This window comes from Kitasatospora sp. NE20-6, assembly GCF_045862635.1.
The window spans coordinates 123,102-148,448 of sequence record NZ_BPRL01000028.1 but is presented as its reverse complement, the minus strand read 5'-3'; the positions used below and the strand labels follow the sequence as shown (position 1 = coordinate 148,448).

Annotated in this window: 20 protein-coding genes; 13 read left to right on the top strand and 7 right to left on the bottom strand. The window is 72.6% G+C overall.

The window, feature by feature from the left end:
• Both SNE206_RS21210 and SNE206_RS21205 read left to right on the top strand, forming a co-directional pair.
• On the top strand, positions 1-971 hold a 971-nt coding region (locus SNE206_RS21210), incomplete at its 5' end, for an aldehyde dehydrogenase family protein (protein WP_407915029.1).
• A gap of 376 nt (positions 972-1,347) precedes the next feature.
• Positions 1,348-2,292 (top strand): alpha/beta hydrolase, encoded by a 945-nt coding sequence (locus SNE206_RS21205; protein WP_407915028.1) that lies wholly within the window; start codon positions 1,348-1,350, stop codon positions 2,290-2,292.
• A gap of 100 nt (positions 2,293-2,392) precedes the next feature.
• Here the strand turns inward: SNE206_RS21205 and SNE206_RS21200 are convergent, their stop codons facing one another.
• A complete protein-coding gene (locus SNE206_RS21200; RefSeq protein WP_407915027.1) occupies positions 2,393-3,415 on the bottom strand; it encodes an LLM class flavin-dependent oxidoreductase in 1,023 nt (340 codons plus the stop codon).
• Positions 3,416-3,759: 344 nt separating this feature from the next.
• Here SNE206_RS21200 and SNE206_RS21195 point away from each other — a divergent pair, with 344 nt between their 5' ends.
• Entirely contained in the window at positions 3,760-4,476 is a 717-nt protein-coding gene (locus SNE206_RS21195) for an alpha/beta fold hydrolase (RefSeq protein WP_407915026.1), read from the top strand.
• 15 nt (positions 4,477-4,491) lie between these two features.
• Here the strand turns inward: SNE206_RS21195 and SNE206_RS21190 are convergent, their stop codons facing one another.
• From SNE206_RS21190 to SNE206_RS21180, 3 genes are all read right to left on the bottom strand, one after another.
• Positions 4,492-5,145 (bottom strand): GOLPH3/VPS74 family protein, encoded by a 654-nt coding sequence (locus tag SNE206_RS21190; protein WP_407915025.1) that lies wholly within the window; start codon positions 5,143-5,145, stop codon positions 4,492-4,494.
• Between the two features lie 335 nt (positions 5,146-5,480).
• Positions 5,481-6,218, bottom strand: coding sequence for an alpha/beta hydrolase (locus SNE206_RS21185; RefSeq protein ID WP_407915024.1), 738 nt, complete (start codon positions 6,216-6,218; stop codon positions 5,481-5,483).
• Between the two features lie 379 nt (positions 6,219-6,597).
• A complete protein-coding gene (locus SNE206_RS21180) occupies positions 6,598-7,584 on the bottom strand; it encodes an ROK family protein (protein WP_407915023.1) in 987 nt (328 codons plus the stop codon).
• A gap of 338 nt (positions 7,585-7,922) precedes the next feature.
• On the opposite strand from SNE206_RS21180, the gene SNE206_RS21175 reads away from it, so the two are divergent.
• The 7 genes from SNE206_RS21175 (at position 7,923) to SNE206_RS21145 (ending at position 16,583) form a co-directional block, all read left to right on the top strand.
• On the top strand, positions 7,923-9,230 hold the full coding sequence (locus SNE206_RS21175) for an ABC transporter substrate-binding protein (RefSeq protein WP_407915022.1): 1,308 nt from the start codon (positions 7,923-7,925) through the stop codon (positions 9,228-9,230).
• A 121-nt stretch (positions 9,231-9,351) separates the two neighbouring features.
• A complete protein-coding gene (locus tag SNE206_RS21170) occupies positions 9,352-10,335 on the top strand; it encodes a carbohydrate ABC transporter permease (RefSeq protein ID WP_407915021.1) in 984 nt (327 codons plus the stop codon).
• Positions 10,332-11,213 carry a carbohydrate ABC transporter permease gene (locus SNE206_RS21165; protein WP_407915020.1) on the top strand — a complete coding sequence of 294 codons (882 nt, stop codon included), beginning with the start codon at positions 10,332-10,334 and terminating at the stop codon, positions 11,211-11,213. Before SNE206_RS21170 ends, SNE206_RS21165 begins: the two co-directional genes overlap by 4 nt.
• A 207-nt stretch (positions 11,214-11,420) precedes the next feature.
• The gene (locus SNE206_RS21160; RefSeq protein WP_407915031.1) at positions 11,421-12,446 is read left to right on the top strand and encodes a LacI family DNA-binding transcriptional regulator; all 1,026 of its coding nucleotides are present in this window, start codon (positions 11,421-11,423) and stop codon (positions 12,444-12,446) included.
• Positions 12,447-12,636: 190 nt separating this feature from the next.
• A complete protein-coding gene (gene manA / locus SNE206_RS21155) occupies positions 12,637-13,878 on the top strand; it encodes a mannose-6-phosphate isomerase, class I (RefSeq protein ID WP_407915019.1) in 1,242 nt (413 codons plus the stop codon).
• A 62-nt stretch (positions 13,879-13,940) separates the two neighbouring features.
• Positions 13,941-15,233, top strand: a complete 1,293-nt coding sequence (locus tag SNE206_RS21150; protein ID WP_407915018.1) for a cellulase family glycosylhydrolase — start codon at positions 13,941-13,943, stop codon at positions 15,231-15,233.
• Between the two features lie 309 nt (positions 15,234-15,542).
• Positions 15,543-16,583: a LacI family DNA-binding transcriptional regulator gene (locus tag SNE206_RS21145; RefSeq protein ID WP_407915017.1), complete on the top strand. Its 1,041-nt coding sequence runs from the start codon at positions 15,543-15,545 to the stop codon at positions 16,581-16,583.
• Positions 16,584-16,599: 16 nt separating this feature from the next.
• Here the strand turns inward: SNE206_RS21145 and SNE206_RS21140 are convergent, their stop codons facing one another.
• Positions 16,600-17,652 (bottom strand): LacI family DNA-binding transcriptional regulator, encoded by a 1,053-nt coding sequence (locus SNE206_RS21140; protein WP_407915016.1) that lies wholly within the window; start codon positions 17,650-17,652, stop codon positions 16,600-16,602.
• A gap of 320 nt (positions 17,653-17,972) precedes the next feature.
• On the opposite strand from SNE206_RS21140, the gene SNE206_RS21135 reads away from it, so the two are divergent.
• A complete protein-coding gene (locus tag SNE206_RS21135) occupies positions 17,973-20,429 on the top strand; it encodes a glycoside hydrolase family 2 protein (protein ID WP_407915015.1) in 2,457 nt (818 codons plus the stop codon).
• 426 nt (positions 20,430-20,855) lie between these two features.
• Here SNE206_RS21135 and SNE206_RS21130 read toward each other — a convergent pair whose 3' ends face one another.
• Positions 20,856-21,371 carry an ATP-binding protein gene (locus SNE206_RS21130; protein ID WP_407915014.1) on the bottom strand — a complete coding sequence of 172 codons (516 nt, stop codon included), beginning with the start codon at positions 21,369-21,371 and terminating at the stop codon, positions 20,856-20,858.
• Positions 21,372-21,891: 520 nt separating this feature from the next.
• On the opposite strand from SNE206_RS21130, the gene SNE206_RS21125 reads away from it, so the two are divergent.
• The gene (locus tag SNE206_RS21125; protein ID WP_407915013.1) at positions 21,892-22,935 is read left to right on the top strand and encodes a LacI family DNA-binding transcriptional regulator; all 1,044 of its coding nucleotides are present in this window, start codon (positions 21,892-21,894) and stop codon (positions 22,933-22,935) included.
• A gap of 378 nt (positions 22,936-23,313) precedes the next feature.
• Positions 23,314-24,624: a cellulase family glycosylhydrolase gene (locus SNE206_RS21120; RefSeq protein ID WP_407915012.1), complete on the top strand. Its 1,311-nt coding sequence runs from the start codon at positions 23,314-23,316 to the stop codon at positions 24,622-24,624.
• A 286-nt stretch (positions 24,625-24,910) separates the two neighbouring features.
• Here the strand turns inward: SNE206_RS21120 and SNE206_RS21115 are convergent, their stop codons facing one another.
• Entirely contained in the window at positions 24,911-25,186 is a 276-nt protein-coding gene (locus tag SNE206_RS21115; RefSeq protein ID WP_407915011.1) for a hypothetical protein, read from the bottom strand.
• Positions 25,187-25,347: the final 161 nt, after the last annotated feature.

Sequence of the window (25,347 nt, the reverse complement as noted above, 5' to 3'; positions counted from 1 at the left end):
CGTTCTCGTCCGCGACTTCGAAGATCATTCCGGCGTTGCTGGCGGGCAACTCGGTGGTTCTGAAGGTCTCGCCGGAGAACTCGCTGAGCATGGGGTTCCTTGCGGGTCTGCTGGAGCGGGTGGGGCTGCCGCGGGGGGTGGTCAGTGTGCTGCCCGCCGACCGGGAGACCAGTGAGTACCTCGTCTCGCATCCGGGGGTCGACAAGATCGCGTTCACGGGTTCGACGCGGGCCGGGCGGCGGATCGCCTCGATCGCGGGGGAGCAGCTCAAGCGGGTGAGTCTGGAGCTGGGGGGCAAGTCGGCGGCGGTGGTCCTGCCGGACGCGGACATCCGTGCGGCGGTGCAGGGTCTGAAGTTCTCCTCGCTGCTGAACAACGGGGAGTCCTGCATCGCGCAGACCCGGATCCTGGCTCCGCGCAGCCGCTACGAGGAGGTCGTCGCCGCGCTGAAGGAGCTCGTGGAGTCCCTCAGGGTGGGTGATCCGGTGGATCCGGACACCTTCATCGGGCCGATGATCACCCCCGGGCATCAGGAGCGGGTCCGGCAGTACATCGCGCTCGGCATCGAGGAGGGCGCCCGCCTGGTCACCGGTGGGCCGCAGGTCCCGGCGGGGCTGGAGGGCGGCAACTACGTGACTCCGACGGTCTTCGCGGACGTCGACAACTCCATGCGCATCGCGCGGGAGGAGATCTTCGGTCCGGTGCTGGTGGTCATCGCCTACGAGGACGAGGACGACGCCGTCCGCATCGCCAACGACTCCGAGTACGGCCTGTCCGGCGGTGTCTGGTCCGCCGACGAGGAGCGTGCGCTGCGGGTCGCCCGCCGTATCCGTACCGGCACGGTCACCGTCAACGGTGCCGCGGTCGGTTTCGACGGTCCCTTCGGCGGCTTCAAGGCCAGCGGCACCGGCCGCGAGTACGGCGCGGTGGGCCTCGGCAGCTACACCGAGTACAAGACCATCACCCTCTGACGCACGACCCGCGGACCGGCGAACGCGCCGTGCTCCGGGACGACCGCGGCCCGGCACCGACCGTGACGGCCGCGGGGGTCAGGTCGGAAGTCGCGCCGAAGCCGTACGGCGGCACCGGCAGGTGGCCGCCTGCGGTCGCCCGCCCGCAGGCCGGTACAGGGGGAAGGATCGTTCCCCGGCACGAACCTGTCCCTCCCGCCGAAGCCCCGGCGGCCGTAGAAATGCCTTGGCGGGAACGGAACACCCCGCCCCTTCCCCGGACCGGCCCGGACCGTCCGCACCGGGAAGTCCGCAACGGACCGTCCGCACCGGACCGTCCGTACCGGGAAGCCCGCACCCGACGGAACAGCCGTCCGACACCGACAGGAGACCTCCCATGGCCCGCATCAGCGTGACCTTCGACAGCGCCGGCATCGACATCGCCGCCCACCTCTACACACCAGACTCCCCGGCGGCCGGCCCGAGGCCCGCCCTCGTGGTCGGCCACCCCGGCACCGGCGTCAAGGAACAGTCCTCCGGTCTGTACGCCCGGCAGCTGGCCGAGCGCGGCTTCATCACCCTCGCCTTCGACGCCGCCCACCAGGGCGAGTCCGGGGGGCTGCCCCGCGGCCTGGAGGATCCCGGCCAGCGGGTGGAGGACTTCAAGGCCGCCGTCTCCTACCTGAGCGTCCGCGAGGACGTCGACGCCGACCGCATCGGGCTCCTCGGCATCTGCGCCTCCGGCGGCTACTCGCTCACCGCGACGGGCGGAGACCACCGGGTCAGGGCCGTCGCCACCGTCAGCGGCGTCGACGTGGCCCGCCAGTTCCGGCTCGGCGCCGACGGCGTCCAGGACCCTGCGGTCTTCCGGAGCCTGCTCGACGCGGCCGCCCGCGCCCGCACCGCGGCGGCCCGCGGCGAGGATCCCGGCGCCCTGCCGATCTTCCCCGAGAGCGCCGAACAGGCCCGCGCACTCGGTGGCGAGCACGCGGTGGAGGGATTCGAGTACTACTGCACCGCCCGCGGCCGGCACGAGCGCTCGGCCAGGACCTTCGCCTGGCCCAGCGTCGACAAGCTGGCCTTCTTCGACGCCTTCCACGCCGTCCCGCTGATCGGCTCCCGGCCCCTGCTCCAGATCGTGGGCACCCGCGCCGTCACCGCCTGGATGGCCGTCGACGTCCACCAGCGCGCCACCGGCCCCAAGGAACTGCACCGGATCGAGGGCGCCAGCCACGTCGACCTCTACGACCGGAAGGAGTACGTCGACCCGGCCGTCGACAGGCTCACCGCGTTCTTCACGGAGAACCTCCGAGCCCCGGACAGGGCCGACCGGCGGGCGTGAGCGCCCGCGGCCCGCGCCCGTACGGCTGCCGACGGGCCGAGCCGCTGCCCGCACGTGTGCCCAGCCGCCCGCACGTGTCCTCGGCTGCCCGCGCGTGTGCTCAGGGGGTGGCGGGGTGCCAGCCGAGGGCAGGGCCGAGGACGGTGGCGATGTCGGTGAGGATCTGCACGTAGTCCTCGTGCCCGAAGGTGAAGGGCAGGGCGAAGGCGACCTCGTCGATCTCCCGGAAGGCGGGGTGCTCGTGGAGCCGCTCCGCGATCTCCTGCGAGCTGCCGACGAGGTCGGGTGCGAACAGCAGGCGGGCCGGGCCCTGCGGGGCGGTGGTGCGGGGCAGCCGGGCACGGGCGTACTCCCGGTACTTCGCCCGCTGGGCGGGAGTGGCGCTGTCGGTGGGGACGACCACCAGCCCTTGCGAGACCCGGGCACGGGCGCCGTCGGGGTGGCGCTCGCGGAACGCCCGTACGTGCGAGAGCTGGACGGCGCCGAAGTCCTCGCTCTCCTCGGCCTTCACCACGCTGCTGACCAGCAGGTTCATGCCGTTCCCGGCGGCCTGCCGGGCCGAGTTCAGACTGCCGGCGCCGTACCACATGCGGTCGGCCAGGCCGGGCGCGTGCGGCTGGACCCGGTCGGAGAACGCCTCGATGCCCTCGGTGCCGCGGAAGTCGGTGGCGGGCTTGCCGGCGACCAGGTCGAGCAGACGGCGCACCCGGGTGAACCCGAAGTCCTCGGCCCCGGCGGTGTCGGGGTACAGCGCGTCGCGGACCCGCTCGAAGTGCATCGGCGGGCCGACACTGACACCCGGGTTGAGGCGGCCGCCGGAGAGGATGTCGACGGTCGCGAGGTCCTCGGCGAGGCGGAGCGGGTTCTCCCAGCCGAGCGGGATGACCGCGGTGCCGAGTTCGATCCGCCTGGTCCGCTGGGTGGCCGCGGCCAGCACCGCCACCGGGGAGGAGATGCCGAACTGGAGGTGCCGGTGACGCAGCCAGACACTGTCGAAGCCGAGCCGTTCGCCGAGTTCGACGAGCTGCAGGGTGGACTCGTGGCCGCGCCCCGGGTCGCTCTCGTCGAACAGGCCGATGGTCAGGAAGCCGAGTCTGCGCAGGGGTTCCGAGGGAAGCGGCATCGGGGTCCTCCGGGTCGGGAAGGGCGCGCCGAGCCGGGCGCGCCGCACACTGGGTCGTCATCGTCATCATCGTCGGCGGTCGCCGACCGCCCTGACCTGAGCCTGCTCGGTCGGCGTGCGCCGCAACCCCGCGACGGGGCCGGGCTGCACCGCAATGCGGGCCCGGCAGGCCGGACCGCGGTGCCGGCGGCGGGTGATGCCTGCGGTGCCGCGCTCGCGCATGATCCGATGCGGCGAGGAGCGCACCGGCCCACCGGGGCCGGCCCTGGCGCTGGAATCTCCCCCTGGGGGAGGTCGTACCGTCTCGATCGGTCGCAGGGTGCGGCTGCCGAGAGGGGTGTGTGATGGCGACGTTCGTGCTGGTTCCCGGGCTGTTCATGGGTGGCTGGGCGTGGGAGGCGGTGGCCGCCGGGCTGGAGGCGCGGGGGCATCGGGCGGTGCCGGTGACGCTGCCGGCGGAGGCGGGGGCCGGGCTGGAGTCGCATGTCGACGCGGTGGCGGAGGTGCTCGCGGCGGAGGGGCCGGGGACGGTGCTGGTGGCGCACAGCTACGGTGCGTTCCCGTGCGTCGCGGCGGCGGACCGTCGGCCGGAGCTGGTCTCGCGGCTGGTGTTCGTGGACACCGGTTACCCGGAGTCGGGCGAGTCGGTGGTGCTGCAGATGCCGCAACTGGACCTGCTGGCGGGCGTGACGGATGACGTGGTCCCGGTGCCGAGGGAGATCCCGGCGGTGCACGGGGTGCCGGAGGCGGAGCACGAGCGCTGGCTCCGGTCGGCCGCTCCGCAGCCGGTGCGGACGGTCACGGACCCGATCGAGCTGACCGGCGACTGGCTACGGGTGCCGACCACCGGTGTGTTCTGCCTGACGGGCAGGCTGAGCATCGAGTTCGCCCGGTCGCTGCACGCCACCGGGCTGCCGCGGTTCGCGAAGCTCGCCGCTCCCGGGGTGACCTTCTTCGAGCTGCCGACGGGTCACTACCCGATGCTGTCCACGCCGCTGGAGCTGGTGGACGTGCTGGAGCGTGCCGCGAACGGCGAGGGCCGCGGCCTGTACGACAACTGACCGTGCACCCTCCGGTCAGCCGCCGCCCATCCCGCCCTGGCCGGCGATCATGGTCAGGTTCAGGTTGCCCACCGCCCGGGCCAGGCCAGGGGCGTGATCGGTGATCCGGTCGGTGAGCGTGGTGATCCGTCCGGCGTGGGCCTTGCGGTCGTGGCGTGAGAGCACCAGGCGCAGGTGTCCGTGGGCGGCCAGCGCGGCCAGCACCGCGTCGGCGAACGGCGCCTCGGCGATCGGGGCGCTGCCGCGGACGAGTTCGGCCACGCGGAGCTGGAGGTCCAGGGCTTCACGCGGATCGTCCATCGCCACCGCCCGGTGCGGCGTGACGGGGCCGTGGGGCACGCGGTCGGCCATCGTCATGACACCGAGCACCGTGAGCCGTTCCTCCACGGCCTCCAGGGTGTCGTCGCGGCTGCGCTTGATCCACGACTTCCAGGTGCGGGGCCGCTCACCCAGTTCGGCGAGCAGCGCGTCCAGGACGCGGTCCCCGGTAGGGGCCGCGGAGACGACCTGCACCCGGCCCGCCCCGTTCTCGGCCGCGGCGCCCCGGTGCGCGAGTTCGGCCAGGGCGGCGGCGCGCACCAGGAACCCGGCGCGGGTGCGGTCCTGCAGGAGCTGGGCCCGGGTGTCGAACGCCAGCAGGTAGGCGGCCAGATGCAGTCCTCGGCTCATGGCACCGACTCTACGGCGCGCCCGTCCGTCCGCCGTCGGCCTGCAGGACCAGCCGTCCTCCACCTGCAGGGGTATCCCCCCTGGCCGCCGTCGTCCCCCGGTCCTGCACCCGAGGAGCGGCAACCTCCCATCGCCCGTACCGACACCCTGAAGGCGCCGCCGGCTCCGGAGGCGGGAATCGGCAGTGCCCGGAGGCGAGTTCGGGCGGTGTGGGCCCCTGCCGATCCGGCAGGGGCCCACGGCACGAACGGCAGGGGCGCGCCGGGACCTGCCCTCGACGGGCAGCGTCCCGGTCGGCGCGGCCTACCGTCCGCCGGTGGCCCGGTGGCCCGGCCTCACTTCAGGTGCCGGGCGAAGAACCGGGCCCCGGGGTCGAGCTCGAACTGCGGGACGCCGGTGTGCCCGCCCATGTTGGCGTGCAGCGTCTTCTCCCTGGAACCGAAGGCGTCGAACAGGTCCAGGGCCGCCTGCCGGTCGTTGCCTTCGTCGTCCCACTGCAGCAGGACGTGCAGCGGAATGGTGACCCGGCGGGCCTCCTCGAACACGGCGGCGGGCACGAGACTCCCGGCGAAGAGACCGGCGGCCACGATGCGCGGCTCGACCACCGCCAGGCGGACGCCGACGGAGATCACGCCCCCCTCGTACCCGACCGGGCCGCCGATCCCGGGCAGCGACAGGAGGGCGTCCAGGGCGGCCTGCCACTCCGGGACCGCCCTGTCGACCAGCGGGAGGACGAGGGCGTCGACGATCTCGCCGCCGACCGGCCCGCCGGCCTCCATCGCCCGGCGCAGGTCGGCGCGGGCCTGCTCGGCGGCGGCCCACCGGGGCCGTTCACCGCTCCCGGGGAGCTCGATGGTGGCCGCGGCGAAGCCGTACTCCGCGGCGTAGTACCGGGCCCGTCCCGCCAGCCGGGGGTACATCCTGCGCAGTCCGAGCGGGGGGTGGCCGATCAGGATCAGCGGTGCCGGTGCGGAGACGGACGCGGGCGTCCACAGGATGCCGGGGATCTCGCCGAGGGAGAATTCGCGTTCGACGACGCCGTCGTCGAGGCGCTGTTCGGAAGTGAAGTGCACGGTCGTGCCTTTCGGGAGTGCTGTTGAACGGCGCTCCCGGACGACCTATCGCCCGACCGTGGCCCCGGAGGGGAGCACCCATGTCGATACTGCGTTCACGGGTACCACCTCCTCGTTCTCTCGCACGGCCTCCGGAAACGTAGCAGTGGCCGCGGTGGTCCGCCAAGCGGGTTCCTGCACGGGTTCCTGCGCGGGCCCCGTGGCGGTCGGGTCGCGGACGCCGTACCGGAAGCGCCGGCTCACGGCTGCTCGACGCCGGAAGGCGGCCACCGTCGGACGGTGGCCGCCTGCGGGGCCGTGCGGTCGGCCCGGTGGGGGAGCGGCGCGAAGGCCGGCGCCCGGTGCCGCCGGACTGCCCCGGACGCCGAGGCGGGGCCGGTCAGCCCGTGGCGGGCAGCGTGTTCAGGGCGAGCGCGGCGGCACCGACGAGGCCGGCATCGGTCCCGAGTGCGGCGGGGAGGAGGGCGATGCCGGAGGTGAAGGGGAGGGTGGCGTAGGTGGCGAGGTGGTGGCGCAGGGGGTCGAGGAACACGCTTCCGGCTTTGGCGACGCCGCCGCCGATGACGGCGGCCTGGATCTCGACGAGGGTGGCGGTGGCGGCGATGCCGGCGGCGAGGGCCCGGGCGGCGCGGTCGAAGGAGTGCAGGGCGACGGGGTCGCCGGTGCGGGCGGCGGCGGCGACGGCGGTGGCGGTGGTGTCGTGGCCGGTGGGGCGCCAGCCGTCGCGCAGGGCGCGGCGGGCGATGGCGGTGCCGCTGGCGAGGCCTTCGAGACAGCCGCGGGAACCGCACGGGCAGGGGTCGCCGTCGAGGTCGACGGTGATGTGGCCGAGGTGGCCGGCGTTGCCGGTGGGGCCGGGGCGGACGGAGCCGTCGAGGACGAGGCCGGCGCCGACGCCGGTGGAGACGACGATGCACAGGGCGTTGGTGTAGGGGCGGGCGGCGCCGCGCCAGTGTTCGGCGGCGGTCATGGCCACGGCGTCGCCGCCCAGGACGACGGCCCTGGTGCCGACGGCCGGGTGGGCGGCGGCCCGTTCGGTGAGGGGGAAGGCCCGCCACGCGGGGATGTTGACGGGGCTGACGGTGCCGGCGGCGATGTCGACGGGCCCGGCACTGCCGATGCCGAGGGCGGCGGCCCGTTCCCACAGGGGGTGGGCGGCCAGGAGGTCGAGGACGGCGTGCACGGCCCGCAGGACGTGGTCGGCGCTCTCGCGGGCCGGGGTGGGCAGCTGGACCTGGTGGAGGATCCGGCCGTCATGGTCGACGAGCCCGCCCGCGATCTTCGTGCCGCCGATGTCGAGGGCCGCGATCAGGAGGGGAGCCGGGGCCGCGTGCGTGGCGGGGGACAGCATCGTGGCGCTACTCATGGTGACGGGACTCCGGGGGCGTGGTAGCTGGCGGGGGTGAGGGGCGGCCGAGCCGGATGCGGCCGGGGTCGGTCGATTCTGACCCGGCAGGACAACGTTGTCCAGGCGCGTCCGGTCACGCTGTCGTAACGACCTTGCCGCTGCAACAGTAAAGGTAAAATTTAAGTAATTAGCACTGATGCGTTGATGAATACGCTGGATATCAGTGTTGACCGGTCTATGGACACGGCGGGATGTGACGTCTACGTTAAGCGGCATCGGCCCCCGGGGCGGTGACGCAGATCCTGCGCCCCCGGAGGCTTCGACTCAGCGACGAGTACCACGTGAGGATGGGCGTAATGCGAAGAGGATGGGTGGCCGTTGCCGCGGCGACGATGGTCGTGCTCACTGCCTGTAGCGGTGGCGGAGGCGGGACCTCCTCGTCCGCGGTCGTGTCCGGCGACCCGGCGAAGGTCTCCGGCGACATCACGGTGCTGACCAACCGCACGGACCTGATCAAGGACGGCGTGATGAAGCACTACGCCGCGGAGTTCAACAAGCTCTACCCGAACGTCAAGGTCAAGTTCGAAGGCCTCACCGACTACGAGGGTGAGACCAAGATCCGCATGAACACCGAGAACTACGGTGACGTGCTGCTCATCCCCAACTCCATCACGCTCAGCCAGTTCCCCAGCTTCTTCGCCCCGCTGGGCAAGGCGGACGACCTGTCGAAGAAGTACGACTACATCGACTACGCCACCGTCGGTGACCAGGCGTACGGCGTCGCGAGCATGGCCGTGGCCAGCGGCTTCGTCTACAACAAGGCCCTGTGGGCCAAGGCCGGCATCACCGAGTGGCCGGCCACGCCCGAGCAGTTCATCACGGACCTCAAGGCGATCAAGGACAAGACGGGCGCCACCCCCTACTACACCAACTACAAGGACGCCTGGCCGCTGCAGAAGTGGACCGACGCGATAGGCGCCCCCTCCTGCGACGTCAACGCCCGTGACAACCTCGCCTCCGACAAGGCCCCGTGGACCGCGGGCAAGGACCTGTACGCGATCGACAGCCTGCTCTACAGCACCGTCCACGAGAAGCTGAGCGAGGACGACCCCACCACCACGAACTGGGAGAACTCCAAGACCCTGCTCGGCACCGGCAAGGTCGGCGCCATGTACCTGGGTTCGTGGGCGCTCCCGCAGATGCAGAAGGCGGCGAAGGACGCCGGCCAGAACCCGGACGACATCGCCTTCATGCCGTTCCCCGCCCAGGCCGGCGGCCACTCCTGCACGATCGTCAGCCCGGACTACCGGATCGCGGTGAACAAGCACTCCGAGAACAAGGAGGCCGCCCGCGCCTGGCTCGACTGGTACATCGACAAGTCCGGCTCCGCGCAGGACGCCGAGGGCATCTCCGTCCTCAAGGGCGCCCCGCTGCCCACCGGCCTGAAGCCGCTGGAGGAGAAGGGGGTCAGGTTCCTCCCCCAGGCGCAGACGAAGTCGAGCGAGGTCAGCAAGATCGGCAAGGCCTCCGAGGTGGGCCTCGACGCCCCCGACTACCGGCAGCACCTGGTCGACACCGCCCGCGGTGCGGCCGCCGGCGACGCGAACAGCTTCTTCGCCGACCTCAACAAGAAGTGGGCCGAGGCCGTCCAGAACATCGGCTGACCCGGATCCCACGGCACCGCGGCGGGTGCCGCCCGGCCATCACCGGCCGCGCCCGCCGCACCCCGGCACGGACCCCGACACGACCCGGTCCCGCCCGCGGGCGCACGACTGAAGGAACGAGATGACTCCAGCACAGACGGACAGGACGCCCCCCTCCACCGGGGAGCCGCCGACGCAGCCGGCACCGCCGCGCACCACCGACGCCGGATCCCGACGACGCGGCACACGGCGCCGGCCCGCCCGCAGACACTGGTGGATCACGCCCTGGCTGTACCTGCTGGTGCCGCTCGCCCTCCTGGTGACGTTCACCTACCTTCCCGTCGCCGACATGCTCGGCTACAGCTTCACCGACTGGGACGGCATCAGCCCCGAATCGAACAACGTCGGTGCGGAGAACTACACCGACCTGTTCACCCGTCCCGAGCTGTTCAAGGTCTTCCTGGTCAGCGGCGTCTACATGCTCGCCTCGTTCGTCCAGATCGCCCTGGCGCTCTACTTCGCCACGGTGCTGAGCTTCGACACCCGGATGCGCAACCTCTTCAAGGGCATCCTGTTCTTCCCCTACCTGATCAACGGCGTCGCCATCGGCTTCGTCTTCCTGTACTTCTTCCAGCCCGGCGGCACCCTCGACTCCGTGCTCCAGATCCTCGGCTTCCACGGCAAACCGATGTGGCTGGGCGATCCCGACCTGGTCAACAAGTCGCTGGCCGGCGTGTCGGTCTGGCGCTACATGGGCCTGAACATGGTGCTCTTCCTCGGCGCGATCCAGTCGATCCCCGCGCACCTCTACGAGGCCGCGGCCCTCGACGGCGCCAGCCGCTGGCAGCAGTTCCGCCACATCATCGCCCCGAGCATCAAGCCGATCATCAGCCTCAGCGCGATCCTGGCGATCTCCGGATCGCTCTCGGTCTTCGAAATCCCCTGGATCATGACCGGCGGCGCCAACGGCAGCGAGACGTTCGTCATCCAGACCATCAAACTCGCCTTCAAGTTCGACAAGTTCGGACTCGCCTCCGCCAGCGCCGTCGTGCTGCTGGTCCTGATCCTCATCGTCACCTGGATCCAGCGCCGCCTGGTGCCGGAGGAGAGGGTTGAACTGTCGTGACCACTTCCGCCACCGTTACCCGAACGGCCGGCAGGCCGCGCCGCAGCCGCTCGCCGCGCGCCGGCATCGCCCTGACGGCCAAGTACCTCTCGCTCGTCCTGGCGAGCGCCGTCGTCCTCGTCCCCCTGCTGGTCGTCTTCCTCACCTCGCTCAAGACCGCCCAGGAGGCCACGAACACCGGCCCCCTGACACTCCCGGAGCACTGGTTCAACCTCGGCAACTACGCCACGGCCTTCAGCGAGGGCCAGATGCTGTCGGGCTTCGTCAACACCACGATCATCCTGGTCGTCTCCACCACCGGCACCGTGCTGATCGGCTCGATGACGGCCTACGCCATCGACCGCTTCGAGTTCCGCCTCAAGAAGCTGGTCATGGCGATGTTCCTGGTGGCCACGCTCGTCCCGAGCGTCACGACACAGGTCGCGACCTTCCAGATCATCAGCGACATGGGCGCGTTCAACACCCGCTGGGCGCCGATCCTGCTCTACCTCGGCACCGACATCGTCTCCATCTACGTCTTCCTGCAGTTCATCCGCTCCATCCCGATCTCCCTCGACGAGGCCGCGCGGCTCGACGGCGCGAACAGCTTCACCATCTACCGGCGCATCATCCTGCCGATGCTGAAGCCCGCCATCGCCACCGTCGTGATCATCAAGGGCATCTCGGTCTACAACGACTTCTACATCCCCTTCCTCTACATGCCCTCCTCCGACCTCGGGACCATCTCCACCTCCCTGTTCCGCTTCAAGGGCCCCTTCGGAGCGCACTGGGAGACCATCTCGGCCGGCACGATCCTCGTCATCCTGCCGACCCTCGCGGTCTTCCTCTTCCTCCAGCGCTTCATCTACAGCGGTTTCGCCGCCGGCTCGACCAAGTAACCGGACCCGTCCGCCCGTACACCCCGCGGCCGGCACACCCCGCGCCGGCACACCCGTTCGCCCGTACATCCCGCGGCCGGTACCGGACCTGCGCCCGGTACCGGCCGCCACGGAGGCAGGAGCGCTCCCCTGAACCCGCACAGCCCAGCCCCCGGTGCACCCGGTACCGGCCCGAGGACCGCAGGCCGCAGAGGAGCGCGCGTCACCATCAAGGAGGTCGCCGCCCGCGCGGGCGTGTCGATCGGCGCGGTCTCCCTCGCCCTCAACGGCCGCCCCGGCGTCTCCGCGGCGACCGCGGACCGCATCCGCGCCGCGGCCGACGACCTCGGCTGGGCACCCAACCAGGCCGCCCAGGCCCTCGCCGGCCACCGGCACACCGACACGATCGGCCTGGTCCTGACCCGGCCCGCCCGCCAACTGGGCCTCGAACCGTTCTACATGGAGTTCATCTCCGGCATCGAGAGCGTCCTGGAGCAGCACTCCCACGCACTGCTGCTGCGCCTGGCCCGTGACGCCGCCCAGGAGATCGAGGTCCAGCGCGACTGGTGGAAGGCCCGCCGCATCACCGGCTCCATCGTCGTCGACCTCAGGACCGACGACCCGCGCGTTCCCGCCATGGCCAAACTCGGCATCCCCGCCGTCGCGGTCGGTCACCCCGACCTCGTCGCGGACCGCATGCCCACCGTGTGGACCGACGACGCCACCGCGATCCAGCACGCCGTGCGCTACCTGGCCGTCCTCGGGCACCGGCGCATCGCCCGCATCGGCGGCGACCCCGACTTCGGCCACACCGCGATCCGCACCCGGGCCATGGAGAACACCGCGCGGGAGCTCGGCCTGCCGCCCGTTCGTACGATCACCACCGACTTCTCCGGCGACGAGGGGGCGCGGGCCACCCGGGAGCTGCTCGGCGGCCCCGAGCGCCCCACCGCGCTGCTCTACGACAACGACATCATGGCCGTCGCCGGCCTCTCCGCCGCGAACGGGATGGGTCTGCACGTCCCCCGGGACGTGAGCATCGTCGCCTGGGACGACTCCCAGCTGTGCCGGCTCACCCGCCCCACCCTCTCCGCCCTCGGCCACGACATCTTCGGCTTCGGCGCCCACGCCGCCCGGCGCCTGCTGAAGATCGTCGACCGCACGGCGGTGGAGCCCGGGCCGGCGCAGACCCCTGTCCTCACCCCGCGCGGCAGCAGCGGACCCCCGCCGCCTTCACCACGCCCGCCGTCCTGACCACACCCGCTGCCCCGGCCACGCCCTGCCGCCCCCGCGGCCACGGAACCCCGTGCTCCGGCACCGTCCCCGGCAGCGCAGCCCCCCGGACCCCGGTCCACCTCCCGGCGCCTTGTGAGGGTGAGGTCACGCCGAGAGGTGGACCGGCCGCAGACCGCACCGCCGTCCACCACACCAGCAGGAGCCCCCCGTGACCCCAGCAGCCCAGCCGGCCCCCGGCCTGCTCGCCAACACCGTCCGGACCTACGCCTGGGGCTCCGCCACCGCCATCCCCGGCCTGCTCGGCACGGACCCCACCGGCGAGCCTCAGGCCGAACTGTGGATCGGCGCCCACCCGAGCGCCCCCTCCCTCCTGCAGCTCCCCGAGGGCCCCCGCCCGCTGGACGCGCTGATCGCGGCCGACCCCGACGGCCAGCTCGGGGCACCCGTCGCCGCGCGCTTCGGTCCCCACCTGCCCTTCCTGCTCAAGGTCCTCGCCGCGGACCGGGCGCTGTCCGTCCAGGTGCATCCCACCCGGGCGCAGGCCCGGGCCGGCTACGACGACGAGGACGCCCGCGGCATCCCGCCGGGCGCCGACCGCCGCATCTACAAGGACCGCAACCACAAGCCCGAAATGCTGTGCGCGCTCTCCGACTTCGACGCCCTGTGCGGCTTCCGCGACCCCGCGGCCACGGCCGGCCTGCTGGATGCGCTCGACGTGGACGCCCTCACGCCGTGGATCACCGACCTGCGCACCCGGCCGGCCCCCGACGCCCTGCGCGCCGTCCTGACCGGGGCCCTCGGCAGCGACCGCGACCGGGGCCGCGCCGCCGCCGACGCCCTCGCCCTCGCCCTGCCGCGCGCCGCAGCCGGGGGCGGCCCGCACGGCGCCGCGTACGCCGCGTACGCCGCCGCCGCCCGCGACTACCCCGGCGACCCGGGCATCGTCGCGGCCCTGCTGCTCAACCATGTCCGGCTGGCCCCCGGCCAGGCCCTCCACCTCGACGCCGGCGTGCCCCACGCCTATCTCAGGGGCCTGGGCGTCGAGATCATGGCCAACTCCGACAACGTGCTGCGCTGCGGCCTGACCGGCAAGCACATCGACCTCGACGCGCTCGTCGGCGTCGTCGACTTCCGTCCTGCTCCCGCCGGGATCGTGGAACCGCTGCCCGCCGGGCCCGGCGAGATGCACTATCCGGCCCCGGCCGAGGAGTTCCGACTCGACCGGCTGGACCTCGACGGCACCCGCACCTGCGACGGCCCCGGACCGCAGATCCTGCTCTGCACCACCGGTGAGGCCACCCTCACGTGCCCCGGCAGCCGCCCCCTCACCCTGACCCCGGGCGCCGCGGCCTACCTCCCGGCCGCCGCCCCTCCCGCCGTCCTGCACGGCAGCGCCACCCTCTACCGCGCCACCGTGCCCGCCACCGTGCCCGCACCCGCACGCCCCTGACCCCGGCCGGTCCGCCGCGCCGGTACCACCCCGCCCGCCCGCCCACGCTCTTGGAGACCCAGGTGTCCTCTTCGAAGACCGGCCGCGCCCTGCCCACGACACCGCTCGACCGCCGCACCCTCCTGGCCGGCGCCACCGCCCTGGCCGCCACCGCCACCGCCACCGCCGTGGCCGGGGCAGGCACGGCCTCCGCAGCGGAGCGCCGCCCCGGCGCCTCCGCCACCCACGGGTTCGTCACCGCCCGCCACGGCTCGCTCCGCCTGAACGGCGACCCGTTCCGCTTCGCCGGCACCAACTGCTACTACCTCCACCAGCAGTCCCACTACATGATCGACAGCGTCCTGGACGACGCCGCCGCCATGGGCCTGTCCGTCGTCCGGGCCTGGGCCTTCGCCGACGGGGACGGCCACTCGTACCGCGCCCTGCAGACCGGGCCCGGCACCTACGACGACGCGGCCTTCGACTCCCTCGACTACGCCGTCCACAAGGCGGGCGAGCTCGGCATCCGCCTCGTGCTGCCCCTGGTCAACAACTGGCCCGACTACGGCGGCATGCAGCAGTACGTGCAGTGGTTCCTCGGCCTGTCCGACGACTCCTACGGCGACGGCGCCAACCACGACCGCTTCTACACCCACGCAGGCATCAAGGAGTGCTACCGCGCCTGGGCGAGGAAGGTCGTCCGGCACGTCAACCCCTACACGGGGCTCCGCTACTGCGACGACCCGACCATCATGACGTTCGAGCTCGCGAACGAGCCCCGCTGCCGCAGCGACAAGAGCGGTGCCACCCTGCTCACCTGGGCCGCCGAGATGAGCGCCTACGTCAAGAAGATCGCCCCCCGCCAGCTGGTCGCCGTCGGCGACGAGGGCTTCTACGGCCGCGTCGGCGCCGCCGACTACCCGTACTCCGACTACGAGGGCGCGGTGTGGACGAAGCTCACCGCGCTGCCCTCCGTCGACTACGGCACCGTCCACGTCTACCCGCAGAACTGGGGCGGCACGGCCGGCGCCGACCCGCAGGCCTGGGGCACCCAGTGGATCAAGGACCACCTGGCCGACGGCCGCGCCCTCGGGAAGCCCGTCGTCGTCGAGGAGTTCGGCCTGCACGTCAACACCGCCACGATCCCCGACGCCACCGCCCGCGACGCCGCCTACACCGCCTGGACCAAGGCCGTCCTGGACGGCGGCGGCGCCGGCGACCAGTTCTGGCTGCTCACCTCCCGCACCGACGACGGCGCCTTCTACCCCGACTACGACGGCCACCGCATCATGTGGAACTCCGACCAGGCCAACCCCACCCGTACCGCAGCCCGGCTCTTCAGCGACCACGCCAGGGCCATGGCCGCCGCGCGCTGACCTCCGACGGCGCCCCGGGCTCGCGCTGGTGCTGACCGCCGGCTTCATCGCCGTGCTCGCCGTGCCACCCGGGGCGCCCGGGGCGCCACCTCCCGCCCGCCCGTGACGCCCGCGGACCGGGGGAGGTCCCGCCGGAGGCCGTCCGGGCGGCGGACGGGGGTGCCAGGCCGCGGCCGAGCCCTGCGAAGCCCTCGCCGCTGTGTCCTCGCCCCTGTGTCCTCGCCCCGTGTCCTCCCCACCTGCTTCCACCTGCAAGAATGCAGAGGCAGGGCCGTTCTCGCCGGCCCGCGCCCGTGGGAGGGGAATGGCATGGCGCGTAGGGCCACGATCAGGGATGTCGCCGAGCGTGCCGGGGTCTCCACCGCGGCCGTCTCCCTGGCCGTCAACGGACGGCCGGGGGTGTCCGAGTCCACCCGCGACCGGATCCTCGGCGCGGCCCGGGACCTCGGCTGGGCACCCAGCCGTGCGGCCCGGTCCCTCGCCGGCGGAGCGGGCCCCCGGGCCCTCGGCCTCGCCATCGGCCGCGAGGCGCTCACCGGCGGCTCGGGCGTCTTCCACATGGCCTTCGTCGGCGGCCTCGAAAGCGTCCTGGCCGAGCACGCCTGGACACTGCTGCTGCACACGACGACGGACCTGCGGTCGGAGGTCGACCTCTACCGCACCTGGTGGCAGTCGGGGAGGATCAACGGCGCCCTCCTGGTCGGCGTGGTGGCCGACGACCCGCGTGTCCCCGCGCTGCACCACGCCGGCGTGCCCACCGTCGCAGCCGCGCACCCCTCGCTCGCCGGCGGGCTGCCGGCGGTGTGGATGGACGACGCCACCGCCACGACCGAGGCGGTCGTCTACCTGGCAGCCCTGGGCCACCGGCGCATCGCCCACGTGGCGGGGCCGGGGCGGTTCGGCTCCTACCTGGTACGCGCCCGGGCCTTCGCCGAGGCCACGGCAGGTCTGGAGAGCGACGCGTGCCCGAGCGTACCCACCGACCTGTCGGCCGGGGCCGGCGCACACGCCACCCGCACACTGCTGAGCAGCCCCCGGCCGCCGACCGCGATCCTCTACGACAACGACCTCACCGCGGTGGCCGGGATGTCGGTCGCCCAGGAGATGGGCCTGCGGGTGCCGGAGGACCTGTCCGTGGTGGCCGGCGACGACTCGGAGCTGTGCCGGACCGTCCGGCCGACGCTCTCCGCCCTGAGCCAGGACTCCTACGCCTACGGGGAGGAGGCCGCCCGCTGCCTGCTCGAACTGCTCGACAGGGGCCGGGCCGAGTCCCGGGTGTGCGGGGCTCCCGTCCTGGTGCCCCGGGGCACCACGGCGCCGCCGCGCCCCGGGACCTCGCACCGCTCCTGAGCCCGCCGCCGCCGGGTCAGGGCCGCGGGGCGGGCCCGGTGCTCTGGCGCGGCGTCAGCCGGGCGGAGCTGTCCTGGTAGCCGCTTTCGGTCTTCCCGCCCATCAGGGCCAGCAACGTGCGGGCGGCGTGCCCTCCGTAGGTGTGGATGTCGCGGGTGAGCGCGGTGAGCGCCGGCCGCACGACCTGGGCGAGGGAGGAGTCGTCCCAGGCCACGACGGACATGTCCTCGGGCACCCGCAGGCCCATCTCCTGCGCGACCGAGAGTCCGGCGACCGCCATGATGTCGTTGTCGTACAGGATCGCGGTGGGCCGGGCGGCGGAGACCACGAGCCTGCGGGTGGCGCGTGCGCCCTCGTCCCCGGTGTAGTCGGTGTGCACGACGGGGAGGGCCTCCATGCCGAGCCCCGCGCACGCCTCCGTGAAGGCCTCGTCGCGGATGCGGGTGTGGGCGAGCTCGGGCAGGCCGGCGACCCGCGCCACCCGCCGGTGGCCGAGCGCGGCCAGGTACTCCACCGTCTCGCGCAGCGCTGCGGCGTCGTCCGACCAGACGGGCGTGAGGCGGCCCGCCGCGGAAGGATGGCCGATCACCACGGCGGGCATCCCCATCTTCTCCACCGCGGGCACGCGCGGGTCGTCGTGGCGCATGTCCACCAGGACGGCCCCGTCGATGTGCCGCTCGCCCCACCAGCGCCGGTAGACCTCCAGGCCGCGCTCCTGATCGGAGACGATCTGCAGCGCGAGGGAGTAGGAGTGTTCCGACAGGACGTCCTCGATGCCGCTGATCAGTTCCATGAAGAACGGCTCCGTCCCCAGCAGCCGGGCCGGCCGGCACAGGGCCAGGCCCACCACCGAGGACGCCGCGCCGGTGAGGGCCCGGGCCGCGCTGTTGCGCACGAAGCCGATCTCCGCGGCCACGGCCAGCACCCGGGACCGGGTCGCCTCGGACACTCCGGGCTGTCCGTTGAGCGCGTTGGACACCGACACCTTCGAGACCCCGACGGTCCTGGCGATGTCGGCGATGGTCGGGCGCCTGCCCGCGCGGTGCTCCCGCTGAGACACCTGTTCCACAGAGCCCTCCCCAAACCGGTTAGCTTCGTGCACCCGTCCACACCCTATGCGGGAAGAGCGCCGTCCAGTAGCCGGTCCTGGCAACGAAAGCGGTTGGTGACATGGTGTTGACACGGTGACTCGGCGGCATCTAACTTGCATGGAAGTTAACCGGTTAACCAACAGGCCTGACGACAGGCCGCCGATCCGCGTCCCCGATCGGACCATGCCGGCCCCGCTGACCGCACCACGGCCGGAGCCGGTCCACTCAACCGTGTCAGCCGGAGCATACTGCCGCATCCCGCTGCCACCGCGCGCCCCCGAACCGCCGAGGAGAACCCGTGACGACCCTTCGCCCCCTGCACAACGGCTGGACCCTGACGGCCGTCTCCGGCGGGCCGCGGATCCAGGCCGTCCCGGCCACGGTCCCCGGCTGTGTGCACACCGACCTGCTGGCCGCCGGCCTCATCGACGACCCCTACCTGGACGACAACGAGAACCGCCTGTCCTGGATCGGCCGCACCGACTGGCGCTACGACACCGCCTTCACCTGGACCGACGACGGCCACGACCGCACCGACCTGGTCTGCCAGGGCCTGGACACGGTGGCCACCGTCGTCCTCAACGGCACCGTCGTCGGCACCACCGCCAACCAGCACCGCTCCTACCGCTTCCCCGTGCGCCACCTGCTGCACGAGGGCGAGAACACCCTCAGCGTGCGTTTCTCCTCCGCGTACACCTACGCCGAGGCGCAGCGCTCCGCCCTCGGCCACCGCCCCGGCCCCTACACCGAGCCGTTCCCCTTCATCCGCAAGACGGCCTCCAACTTCGGCTGGGACTGGGGCCCGACCCTCGTCACCGCCGGCATCTGGAAGCCGATCGGCCTGGAGAGCTGGAGCGGCGCCCGCCTGGCCGAGGTCCGCCCGCAGCTCACCCTGGACGGCGCCGACGGCCGCGCGCGCATCGCCGTCCGCGTCGAGCGCGCCGACGAACTGCCCGTCACCGTCGACGCCGAGGTCGCCGGCATCCACGTCCGGACCGTCCTGCGGCCCGGCGAGCGCACCGCCGTCCTCGAACTCGACGTCCCCACCCCCGCCCTGTGGTGGCCCCGCGGCCACGGAGCCCAGAACCGCTACGACCTCACCGTCCGTCTCACCGGCGCCTCCGACGGCACCCGCACCGACGGCACCCGCACCGACGGCACCTGTGCCGACGACACCCGCGCCGACGACACCTGGCAGCGCAAGGTCGGCTTCCGCACCGTCGAGGTGGACCAGGAGACGTTCGCCTTCACCGTCAACGGCACCCGCCTGCAGATCCGCGGCGCCAACTGGATCCCCGACGACTGCTTCCCCTCCCGGATCACCCGCGCACGGCTCGCCGAACGCCTCGACCAGGCCGTCGGCGCCAACATGAACCTCCTGCGCGTCTGGGGCGGAGGCACGTACGAGAGCGAGGACTTCTACGACCTCGCCGACGAACTCGGCCTGCTCGTCTGGCAGGACTTCCTCTTCGCCTGCGCCGCCTACCCGGAGGAGGACCCGATCCGCTCCGAGGTCGAGGCCGAGGCCCGCGAGAACATCACCCGCCTCACCCCCCACCCCTCGCTCGTGCTGTGGTGCGGCAACAACGAGAACATCTGGGGCGAGGCCGACTGGGAGTGGAAGGGCGAACTCGCCGGCCGCTCCTGGGGCGCCGGCTACTACTACGACCTGCTGCCCTCCCTCCTCGCCGAGCTCGACCCCACCCGCCCCTACGTGCCCGGCAGCCCCTACTCCGGCCGCCCCGACCTGCCCGCCAACGACCCGGCGCAGGGCCCCATCCACGTCTGGGACGTGTGGAACGAGAAGGACTACACCCACTACGCCACCTACACCCCCCGCTTCGTCTCCGAGTTCGGCTTCCAGGCACCCCCCGCCCACGCCACCCTGCGCCGCTCCGTCAGCGGCGAACTCCACCAGGACGCACCATTCGTCCTGCACCACCAGAAGGCCGACGACGGCAACGGCAAGCTGCTCCGCGGCCTCGGCGAGCACCTCCCGCAGCCCGCCGGCTACGACGACTGGCACTACCTCACCCAGCTCAACCAGGCCCGCGCCATCACCTACGGCGTCGAGCACTTCCGTGCCCTGGCACCGCACTGCAACGGCACGATCGTCTGGCAGCTGAACGACTGCTGGCCCGTCACCTCCTGGGCCGCGGTCGACGGCGACGCCCGCCCCAAGCCGCTCTGGTACGCGCTGCGCCGCGCCTACGCCGACCGGCTCCTCACCCTGCAGGGCGACGACCTCGTCCTGATCAACGACGGCACCACGACGTGGTCCGGCGAGGCCCGCATCGACCGCTACCGCTTCGACGGCGAACTCCTGGCGAGCGACACCCACAAGCTCGACGTCCCCCCGGGCGCCCCGGAGCGGCTCCCGCTCTCGGCGGCCGTCACCACCGCCGCCGACCCGGCCGGCGAGCTGATCGTCGCGACCTTCGACGGCAGCCGCACCGTGCGGCTGTTCACCGAGGACGCCGCCGCCGCACTGCCCGCCCCGGCCTTCGACACCCGGACGGAGCGCACCGCCACCGGCTACCGCGTCACCGTCACCGCCCGCTCGCTGCTGCGCGACCTGGCGCTCTTCCCCGACCGCCTCGACCCCGACGCCACCGTCGACGACATGCTCACCACCCTGCTGCCCGGGGAGAGCGCCACCTTCGACGTCACCAGCAGCGCGGACCTCGCCCCCGACGCCCTCACCGGCCCGCCCGTCCTGCGCTGCGTCAACCAGGTCGTGCGGCGGACGGTCTGACCCTCCACCGCACCGCGGGCCCCCACGGCCCGCCGGACAGCCCGGTTCCCACTCACCGGGCCCACCAGCGCGGTGCGGACGGGAGGCCCCAACAGCCCCGTCCGCACCGTGGCCCCCGCACGGCCCCGAAGCCCCCGCCGGGGGCCGGCCGTACTGCCGCCCCGCGCGGCACGAAGGGGCTGCACCGCCCCCGCGGGCACCGGGCACCCCCGTCGGCCTGCCCATCGGCCGGCGGGGGCACCGGCGCGTGCCGGGCGCGAAGCGGCCACGGCCGTCCGGCGCTCTCCGCCCCCCGGCCGTGAACACGCGGGCGGGACGGCGCGTTCCGGTCCGGACATCTGCCGCGACCCGCGACCCGCGACCCGCGACAACGGCTGACGGTGGCCGGAGGGTGGCCGGAGGGTGAGGAGCCGGTCGCCGACCGGATCAGCAGGGCTCGACGAGGAGCGGCAGGGTGCCGTGGACCTTCAGGCCGCCGGTGTCCTGCAGCTCGATCATCCAGGTCGAGCACAGTGCGGCCACGATGCCCAGACCGCGGCCACGCTCCTGTTCCTGCCCCTGCCCCTGCCCCTGTTCCTGCTCCGGCTCCTGGAGAGAGGCCCCGCAGCGCTGCCGCGGCAGGGTGGCGGCCGCGCCGGCGCCGTGGTCGGCGACGCTGATGTGGAGCGCGGCTCCGGCGCGGCCGAGCCGGATGATCATTCGCCGACCGCCGTGCTCGGCCGCGTTCGCCGTCAGTTCGGCAACGACGAGCAGGGCGTCGTCGATCAGTGACTGCGCCACGTGCCAGGTGCCCAGCACGGCTTTGGTCCACTGCCGGGCGGTGCGGGTGTGCTCGGTGTCGGCCGGCAGCTCGCGGACGGCCACCGAGGGGGTTCTGCCTCCGCGCTCCGGCCGGTGGACGGCCGGTGGGACGGGACGGGTGAGGAGCAGTGGACTGGCCATGGCGATCATCTCGTAGGTTGCGTGGGGGTCCAGGGCGGGGCGGCAGCCGGCTGAGGGAATCGGTGTCCCGATCATCCGTGCACGTTCTGCACGTTCTGAAGGTTCCTGGCAGGGGCCGAATCGATGGCGAAGGCCGCGGAATCTTCGGGCGTTTCATTCGCTCTCCGTTCATGAGAGCACTTGACCGGTTTAGCGTCAAGCGTCCTGAGCGGCCCCCGCTCCGGAGCTTCCGGCGTCCGGTGCCCCGCGGATGAAGGCCCGGCCGGGTTTCGGACCGGGTGCGGCGGGTCGGCGCGGCACGCCCGAAGCGGGAAACCCGGACGCTGCAGGACGGCGGCAGCCGGGAATCCCCGTGCGCGGCTCCGGGGAGGGCTCCTGGCGGAACCGCCGGCAGGTTGCCGGGCGGGAGGGGGCGGCGGCACCCTGAAATCCGGCGGAGCGAAGAAAATCCCTCCGGGCCGTCGAAACGGCCGATGGGAAAACAAATCCGCACCGCCACTCCGAACGAGGGGAGGACGGCATGAAGCGCCCCACGATGGCGGACATCGCACAGCGGGCGGGCGTCACCAAGGGTGCGGTGTCGTTCGCCCTGAACGGCCGCCCCGGAGTGTCGGAGGCCACCCGGGAGAGAATCCTGGGGATCGCCCGGGAGCTCGGCTGGCAGGCCAGCGCGGCGGCTCGCGCCCTGTCCGACGGACGTGCCGGCGCGTTCGGCCTCGTGGTCGACCGTCCGGCCCGGATGCTCGGGGTCGAACCGTTCTTCATGCAACTGGTCTCGGGAATGCAGGCCGAACTCGCCAAGAAGGGGATCTCCCTGCTGTTCACGCTGGCGGTCGACACGGCCGAGCAGGTCGACATCTACCGCAAGTGGTGGGCCAGCCGTCAGGTCGACGGCGTCTTCCTGGTCGACGCCCAGCCCGACGACCCCCGCATGTCCGCACTCGAACAGCTCGGCCTGCCCGCCGTCGTCATCGGGGCGCCGGAAGTGGCCGGAAACCTCAGCGCCGTCTGGAGCGACGACGCCGCCGCGGTGCGCGCCGCACTCGACTGTCTGGCGGGCCTCGGGCATCGCCGTGTCGCCCGCGTGGCCGGCCCGAACCGCTTCTGGCACACCCGGGTCCGCACGGAATCCTTCGAGGCCGTGGCCCGTGCGTACGGGATGAGAAGCATCGTCGTCGAGGCCGACTACAGCGCGGAACAGGGTGCGGAGGCCACCCGCACCCTGCTGGGGCTTCCCGATCCGCCCACGGCGGTGCTCTACGACAACGACGTGATGGCCATGGCCGGACTGTCGACCGCGATGCGGACGGGAGTGCGGGTTCCGGAGCAGGTGTCGCTGATCGCCTGGGACGACTCGCCGCTGTGCGAGCTGGTGCACCCGGGACTGACCGCGCTCTGGCGGGACATCCCCGACTACGGCGCGAAAGCCGCTCACCGGCTCGTCGAGCTGACGGGAGGCGGGGAGCGCGGCCACCTCCAGGTGGTCGGAGTGCGGCTCGTCGTCCGCGGGAGCACCGGCCCGGCCCCTGATCGGCCCGCCGTCCGGCGGACGGCAGCACGGTAGTGCCGGTGACTGCTGCTCGCCCGTGGTGGGGACTGCCGCGGCAGGGAGGGTTCTGCGGTGTCGTCAATTAATCGGTTAACCATAACCGTTGACCCGATCGTCGAGGCGTGTCAGGATCGCGCTCAGCTCCGGTGCGGATGAAAATCCGATGTCTCATGGCGCGCTTGGACAACGTTGCCATCCGACCCGCCGCCACCCTTGGCGTGGTGCGACGCATCGCCGCCCCGGAGCCTGCCGTCCACCGGCAACGTCGACTGTCGACCCGTCACGTCTCCTCCGTCACCGGGACCGCCCGACCGCCTTCCGGTCGGCCGCGGTCCGCAGGGCGACGGACCGGACGGGTCGGTGGCACCCCACTTCCCCCACCTGAGGAGAGACATGGAAAAGCCGCCGAGCAGCAGGGCACTCACCGCCGTCGGTGCGGCAATCGCCGCCGTATTCGGCCTGCTGGTCTCCGTGTTCGGGCTCACCGCCGGCAGTGCGGAAGCCGCCGCCACCGGCATCCACGTCAGCAACGGGCGCGTGTACGAGGCGAACGGCAACGAGTTCGTGATGCGCGGGGTCAACCACGCCTACGCCTGGTACCCGAGCCGGACCACCTCCATCGCCGACATCGCCGCCAAGGGCGCCAACACCGTCCGCGTCGTGCTCAGCAACGGCGACCGCTGGACCAGGACCACCGCCTCCCAGGTCTCGTCCCTGATCGGCCAGTGCAAGGCGAGCAAGCTCATCTGCGTGCTGGAGGTGCACGACACGACCGGCTACGGCGAGGACGGCGCCGCGACGACCCTCGACAAGGCCGCGCAGTACTGGATCGACATCAAGAGCGCACTGCAGGGCCAGGAGAACCACGTCGTCGTCAACATCGGCAACGAGCCCTACGGCAACACCGGCTACAGCGCCTGGACCGGCGCCACGAAGAACGCGATCGTCAAGCTCCGCAACGCCGGCATCAACCACGCCCTGATGGTCGACGCCCCCAACTGGGGCCAGGACTGGTCGAGCACCATGCGGAACAACGCTGCCTCGGTCCTCGCCGCCGACCCCGACCGCAACACCATCTTCTCGATCCACATGTACGGGGTCTACGACACCTCCGCCGAGGTGCAGGACTACCTGAACTACTTCGTCAACAACCACCTGCCCATCGTCGTCGGCGAGTTCGGCGCCCAGCACAGCGACGGCAACCCTGACGAGGACGCGATCATGGCCACCGCGCAGTCCCTCAAGGTGGGCTACATCGGCTGGTCCTGGAGCGGAAACGGCGGCGGCGTCGAGTACCTCGACCTCGTCAACGGCTTCGACAAGAACTCGCTGACCACCTGGGGCGTCCGCTTCTTCACCGGCAGCAACGGCATCTCCGGCACCTCGAAGACCGCTACCGTCTACGGGACCAATTCCCCCACCGCCACCGCCTCTTCCTCCTCCGGCACCGCTCCGAACGGGTACCCGTACTGCGCGAGCGGCTCCTCCGACCCCGACGGTGACGGCTGGGGCTGGGAGAACAGCCGGTCCTGCGTCGTGCGCGGCGGCTCCGCCGACACCGGTGCCACCGCCTCGCCCACTGCCACCACCGCCCCGAACGGGTACCCGTACTGCGCGAGCGGTTCCTCCGACCCCGACGGTGACGGCTGGGGCTGGGAGAACAGCCGGTCCTGCGTCGTGCGCGGCGGCTCCGCCGACCACTGACCGGCGTTCCTGGCACAGAACCCGACCCGCTCCCCGCGGCCGGCTTCCCTCTCACGGGGGGAAGCCGGCCGCGGGGCCGTCGTCGGACCGGCCCACCCCGGAGCGCAATCGGCAGCCCCGGAATTCCGACGCCCCGCCCAGGGAAGCCCTCCGCGGCCAGGTGGGCAGTCGTGCGTGTCCTGGACCTCGCACCGGCAGGAGGGTGGGGACTTCCGCCGAGTTTCCCCGCCTCTGCGTCCGCCTCGCGGCCCGGCCCGGCCCGGTCCCGGTCGCCGGCGGGCACGGGTCAGGGGGTTTCGCCGGGGGTGAGAGCGGTGCCGGTCCAGGTGGTGATCTGGGTGATGAGGCGGTCGGTGCGGTGGTGGCCGCGGGCGGTGGTGGACAGGAGGAGGACGGCGGGCAGGCTGGCCGCGACGATCAGCAGGAGCAGGAGGGCGCCGAGGATGACGGCGGCGGTGCGGGCGGGCGCGGCAGCCAGGCGCAGGAGGAAGTCGGACTGGACGTGACCGTGTGGGAACTGCCCTCCTGAACCCGGGCCCGCCACGTCCAGCAGCCCCGCCATCAGGCACTGTCCGGGCCCGCGGGCCGGTGGACGCAAAGCCAAGGAACTGTCGACGCAGTGCCAACACGGCCCGGCGGCGACCTGACATCCTCCATGAGAAGCCGTAACGGGGGCGTCGAGCATCGGGGCCCCGCACGCACAGGGGGGCGGTAAATGCTCAG